A 6054-nucleotide genomic window follows, 5' to 3' on the forward strand; every position below is an offset into this window, starting at 1 on the left:
TATTCATAAAAAATATGGGAAGAAATCCACCATTGCGATTTCTTCCCGTTTTTATTTCTTAAGAAGCATGAGATGCTCCGGCGGAAAATACAGATACGCAGGTACCCGATCCTCTGTTTTCTCCTGGAAATCTTTCTTCTGGCACATCCACCAAAGGGGTGTGCTTCCATCGGCTTCCTTATTGCGGATCAGATACTGATGCTCAAATGTATTCTCAATATATTCCTCCACCTGCACGGCCATTACATTTTCCCCGCTCTCATTGGCAGGACGCATCCAGTGGCCGCGTATTCCCACATGGGTGATCTCATCGGAAACTTCCTCCTGGATATGAAACATCAGCTCCCAGTCAAGGGCATACACCTGATGCGGTCCCATCTTCTGCACAGCGGAAAAATTCTTGCAGCCGGTAAGCTTAGCAGCCTCCAGATACTGTGGCTTCTCAAAGATCTGCCGTGTCTCTCCCGTCAGGATCTCCTTGCCATTATGCAGCAGCGTCAGCTGACTGCAGAACTTGTACGCCTCATCCCTGCTGTGGGTAACCATGATCATGTCACCCTTATAGTCCTTCAGGAAATTCTGCATATCCCTCTGTAAAATATCTTTCAGATAACCATCCAGCGCAGAAAACGGCTCATCCAGAAGAATTACCTCCGGTTCCCCGATCATCATCCGCGCAAGGGCAACTCTCTGCTGCTGACCTCCGGAAAGCTGAGACGGCAAATGCTTCTCAAGCCCCTCCAGATGATAACGTTTTATGTAATCTGCCACTTTCTCGGCCATTTCATTTTTGTCCCCGCGGAATCCGCAGGCAATGTTCTTCTCCACTGTCATTGTAGGAAAAAGGGCATAATTCTGAAACAGGTATCCCACCCGTCTCTCCTGGGGACGCAGATTGATCTTCTGCTCCGAGTCAAAAACCGTTCTTCCATTTATCACGATCTTCCCGGAATCCGGCGTCTCAATTCCCGCAATACTGCGAAGCGTCATGCTCTTTCCGCTTCCGGAAGCTCCCAGGATTCCCATGGTTCCGTCCTGCCCCTTCAGCTTTACATTCAGGGAAAAGCCTTTGAAATTTTTCTGAATATCAAGTTCAATCGCCATTATATCCACCTTCTGGTCTGCATTCCTCTGCCGGAGACAATATTGATTGCCGCAACCACCAGGAATGAGATCAATATAATTACCACAACCCAAAAGCCAGCCATATCAAAGTTTCCAGCTGCTGTCTCTGAAGCGATGGCAACTGAAACTGTCCTTGTTTTTCCAAGAATGTTGCCGGCAAGCATGGAGGTAGCGCCGTATTCTCCGATTGCACGGGCAAAAGCCAGCACGGTACCGGATGCGATTCCAGGTCCTGCTGCAGGCATGATCACCTTCCAGAAAATCCTGCTCTCACTCATTCCCAGAGTCCGTCCTGCATAGATCAGGTTCACATCCACCTGCTCGAAAGCAGCTCTGGCATTTCGGTACATCAAAGGAAACGCGATCACAGAAGCCGCGATCACACAGCCTGTCCATGTCTGTACTACCTTGATATCAAAATTTTGAAGCAAAAATTTTCCAAAGGGTCTTTTCAGGCTGAAAAGCAAAAGCAGACAAAATCCCGCTACAGTAGGCGGAAGAACAAGGGGCATAGTCAGGATGCCGTCCATAATAGCCCTGGCCCCTGGTTTTAATTTCATGATCTTCCTTGCGCAGAATACACCCAGGAAAAAGGCGATTATGGTTGCCACCACACCTGTTTTCATGGAAATCCATAACGGGGTCCAGTTTATTTCACTGAGAAATTCTCCCATATTATTCTGCTGTATCCTCAGCTGCCTCTTCTGTCTCTTCAGCGGCATCGTCAGCCTGGGCATCATCAGCATTCTCATCTGTTACATAAGCTGCAAATCCGTATTTCTCAAATACTTCAAGAGCCTCATCAGACTGAAGATACTCAAGGAATGCTGCTGCAGCTGCCTTGTCATCATCGCTTGCTTCCTGGTCTTCTACAAGTCCTACCGGATAAAGTACAGGTGTCTCAAGGCTTCCAGCCGGTGCCTCTGCGATAATATCAACGAAATCTGCTACAGAAGCTGCGTCAGTGGCATAAACGATACCAACCTCGTTGCTTCCCTCACTTACAGCCGCAAGTACTTCAGTCACGTTCTTGCCTTCGTTGATCTCCATCTTGTTTACTTCGTCTGTAATTCCAAGATTGTCAAAAATCTCACGGGAATACTGTCCAACCGGAACATCCTCGCCTGCAAGTGCAAGGTTGGCAGCGTCTGTAATATTCTCAAAGCCTGTTACCTTAGTCTCGCCATCCTTTGGTTTGATCAGGACTACCTTGTTTTCAAGAAGATCTACAACGGAATCCTTGTCTGCAAGGCCTTCATCTACCAGCGCATTCATCTGCTTCTGTGCTGCGGAGAAGAAGATATCGCAGCGTGCGCCTTCCTCAATCTGAGTCTGCAGTGTGCCTGAGCTGTCTGCATTGTAAAGGATCTCAACGTCCGGATATGTCTCATTGAAGTTCTTCTGAAGCTCTTCCATGGCATTGTTCAGGCTGGCTGCAATAAACGCGTAAACCTCGCCTTTCAGCTCCGGAGTCTCAGCCTCAGCAGATACTAAAGTGATACCAAACATCATAGTTCCCATAACACCAGCCATCAGTGCTGCAAAAACTCTTTTTTTCATGTCTCGTTCCTCCATTTTCGTTTCATTTTGTTGAGTTTTGTTCCGTTTTATCCATTATACTTGATTTGTTTTTCTATGTCAATTCCTGCGCCTGCAAATTGTACAAATTCTTTTTATCCATGCAAATATTTTTTGTAAATTTTCCTATAACCAGAACGTGTTTGGAATCGTGTCGAAGCTTGTTATTTCCCACATTCCATGCTATCATAGTAGGACAGCGAAAGCTTGTTATTTCCCACATTCCATGCTATCATAGTAGGACAGCGAAAGCATGGAAAAACTGCTGTTTTTTGTCTTTCGCAGCGATTACTTCTGAATCAGATTTTATTTAAGAAAAGAGGATTTTTACTATGAAATTAAGCGCACGCAATCAGTTAAAAGGCAAAGTTATCAATATTAGCAAGGGAGCTGTAAACTCCATCGTCACCATCGATATCGGCGGCGGAAACATCATCACAGCTACCATCTCCTGCGCAGCTGTAGAGGAGCTTGGACTTGAGGTAGGCTCCGATGCTTATGCCGTAATCAAGGCTACCAACGTAATGGTGGGAATTGATGAATAAGCTTTATACTGCCCAGGAAGTCGCAGACAGGCTTCAGATTAAAAAAACAACCGTATATGAGCTGATCAAGCGGGGAGAATTATATTCCTCCAAGGTTGGCAAGCAGCTGCGGATCAGTGAACAGCAGCTGAACCAGTATCTGGAGCACAGCAATTCCGGAAATCCCGGGAATTCTGGAGCCTCTGCTTCCGGGATTTCCCCCATGTCCAGCCTGCAGGTTCCGGAATTTCCGCCAGAAAGCTCCCTTTTGAAGCGGGATTATCTGCTTCATTCCAGCGGACTGATCCTGTGCGGACAGTTTTCCCCGGCTCTGGAGCTTCTGGTCAGCCAGATGTCCATTCATCCACAGGGAATTCCAGTGCTTCAGTCTTTTATGAACAGCTACAACAGCCTTTATTCCCTTTATTTCAAAAAGGCCCATATTGCCTGTGCCAGCCTGGATCTGGAAGATATCCGCCATCTGGTTCCCGGCACTGCACTGTCCGTGATCTGTCTTTATGAATATGCCATTGGCTTTTATGTTCCATCCGGCAACCCTAAGGGAATCACATCCCTTAATGCCCTTTCTGGAAAAAACATTACCATTGCTAACCGTGAGAAAGGCAGCACTCCCAGAATCTATCTGGACCGTTTCCTTCTTGGCAGCCAGATTTCCCCTGCCAGTGTTTCCGGTTATTCCACAGAGCTTGTGTCTGACATTTCTACAGCTGCAGCTGTGGCTAATCACAAAGCGGACACGGCCCTTGGGGAAGAATATGCGGCTCATCAGTCCGGGCTTTTAGATTTTGTTCCCCTGGAAACACTGCCCATGTATCTTGTTATGGAAACAAATGCTCTTTCCCAGCCTGGATTTGCTGCTTTGCTGGAGATCGTCCGTTCTGAGGATTTTCGCACCATCCTTCAGGGACAGACAGGATACGACGTAACCCGCACAGGAGAACTGTTTTCCCTGTAATCTTTTGCTTTAAATTCAAAAATGCGTTTCATTTCTTTGGCAGCGAATGTTTTTGAAATGAAACGCATTTTTTATTATGGAATTTTCCAATACAAATGATGTTCGGGGCAAAAGGTCTTTTGGCAGTTTAACGGCCGGAAACAATATTCTGCATCCATACGCCCTTTTTCACCAGAACGAAGCCAACAATGCATTTCAGAATATCTCCGATCTGCACCATGGTAAATACTGCCAGCACATGAAGCCCTGTAAATCGGCTGAGGCAGTACGCAATGGGCACACTGACGCACCACACGAACACACTGTCAAACAGGAATGTAATAATGGTCTTGCCGCCGGAGCGCAGAGTGAAATAAGCCGCATGGAGAAATGCATTCTGCGGCATAAAGATGGCCATGATCATAATGAAATATTTCGCCAGCTCTCTTGCATCCTGATTGGTCTTATAAAGCCTTGGGAAAAACGGCGCAACCACAAGCATCACAATCGCAACTCCCGTACAGCACATAACGGAAAATGCGATCATCTTATTATCCGTATCCCTTGCTTTCTTCATATCTCCAGCCCCCAGAAGCTGTCCCACCACAATGGCAACCGAATCTCCAAGAGCAATAAACACCACGTTAAATACATTGTTAATGGTATTGGCAATATTCTGAGCAGCTACTACATTCAATCCGCGTACAGAATAACACTGTGTCAGGATTGCCATGCCAGCCGCCCACAAGGTCTCGTTCAGAAGAAGCGGGGTACCTTTTATCAGAATTTTCTTCGTCAGGCTGGCTGGTACCTTCAAAGTGCTGTACAGCCCCTTTGCAAATGGCATTCTGTCTGTATGGGTATGCGTCCAGACAATGACAATGGCTACCTCCACATAACGGGATATAACGGTAGCAATTGCTGCCCCTCTTACTCCCAGCTCCGGGAAACCAAATTTACCATAAATAAGAAGATAGTTAAATACCAGGTTCACAAGGACAGCTGTGACGCCTGCTTTCATCGGCGGTACAGTTTCTCCGCACTCACGAAGGGTGCTGGAATATACCTGACTGATCATAAATGGCGGAAGTCCGATAAGCATAATCCAGAGATACTGCATACCATATCTGCTGGTAGCTTCTAATGCAGCTGCGCTTCCTTCCCCTTTCAGATACATGCCGATCAGAGCTTCCCCGGATGAAATCAGAAGCAGTACTGTGATAATTGTAAGAATGATTACCAGCCACAGCTTATAGCGAAAGGTCTGACGTACACCTTCGTGATCCTTCTGACCTGCATACTGCGCTGTAAAAATACCTGCTCCTGATACACCGCCAAATAAGCAAAGATTATACACGAACAACAATTGATTCACAATTGCAGCACCCGACATCTGCTCTGTACCGATTCTTCCGATCATAATATTGTCCAGAAGACTGACAAAATTAGTGATGCCATTCTGTATCATAATAGGTATTGCAATAGCAAGTACCATTTTATAAAAGGCCTTATCTCCTATAAATTTCTTGCGGAAACTGACCTTTCCTGCTGTATTTTCCATTCTTCAAATTCCCCTTCCACTTCCATTTTCGAACAAAATATCTGTTCCTTGTCTACAGCGTAGTAAGTACTAAGTTACTACATATTTCAATAGAATGCAAGCAAAAAATGAGAAATTTTCTATTGCATAAAAAAAACGATAACCAATCGGCTACCGTTTAAGTTCTGTACCTTCAAAACTACATACATGCTGTATCCTCTTTGGAATCTATCTCGAATCATTTCTCAACCTTGCGAATAAATCGGAAGTTCCATCTCTCTTCGTTCGATGGAACGACCTTCGTGCTTAGCACTCAGGTCAAGCCCTCACCC

Annotated in this window: 6 protein-coding genes; 2 read left to right on the forward strand and 4 right to left on the reverse strand. The window is 45.9% G+C overall.

Features of this window, described 5'->3' with window-relative positions; genetic code table 11:
• Nucleotides 1-51 precede the first annotated feature (51 nt).
• Genes DWZ38_RS16005 through modA form a run of 3 tightly spaced genes read right to left on the reverse strand, consistent with a single transcriptional unit; the run spans nt 52 to nt 2685 of the window.
• A complete protein-coding gene (locus DWZ38_RS16005; protein ID WP_021925677.1) occupies nt 52-1104 on the reverse strand; it encodes an ATP-binding cassette domain-containing protein in 1053 nt (350 codons plus the stop codon).
• Nucleotides 1104-1799, reverse strand: coding sequence for a molybdate ABC transporter permease subunit (modB, locus tag DWZ38_RS16010; RefSeq protein WP_117854137.1), 696 nt, complete (start codon nt 1797-1799; stop codon nt 1104-1106). Before modB ends, DWZ38_RS16005 begins: the two co-directional genes overlap by 1 nt.
• A 1-nt stretch (nt 1800) precedes the next feature.
• Nucleotides 1801-2685: a molybdate ABC transporter substrate-binding protein gene (gene modA / locus DWZ38_RS16015; protein ID WP_021925675.1), complete on the reverse strand. Its 885-nt coding sequence runs from the start codon at nt 2683-2685 to the stop codon at nt 1801-1803.
• A 350-nt stretch (nt 2686-3035) separates the two neighbouring features.
• Here modA and DWZ38_RS16020 point away from each other — a divergent pair, with 350 nt between their 5' ends.
• Nucleotides 3036-3248: a TOBE domain-containing protein gene (locus DWZ38_RS16020; protein ID WP_021925674.1), complete on the forward strand. Its 213-nt coding sequence runs from the start codon at nt 3036-3038 to the stop codon at nt 3246-3248.
• Nucleotides 3241-4203 (forward strand): helix-turn-helix transcriptional regulator, encoded by a 963-nt coding sequence (locus tag DWZ38_RS16025; protein WP_021925673.1) that lies wholly within the window; start codon nt 3241-3243, stop codon nt 4201-4203. The genes DWZ38_RS16020 and DWZ38_RS16025 overlap by 8 nt, the downstream gene beginning before the upstream one ends.
• Nucleotides 4204-4330: 127 nt before the next feature.
• On the opposite strand, the gene DWZ38_RS16030 is transcribed toward DWZ38_RS16025, so the two are convergent.
• Nucleotides 4331-5743: an MATE family efflux transporter gene (locus DWZ38_RS16030; protein ID WP_021925672.1), complete on the reverse strand. Its 1413-nt coding sequence runs from the start codon at nt 5741-5743 to the stop codon at nt 4331-4333.
• Between the last annotated feature and the right edge of the window lie 311 nt (nt 5744-6054).

The organism is Ruminococcus sp. AF31-8BH, from assembly GCF_003460605.1.
Lineage (GTDB): Bacteria > Bacillota > Clostridia > Lachnospirales > Lachnospiraceae > Blautia_A > Blautia_A acetigignens.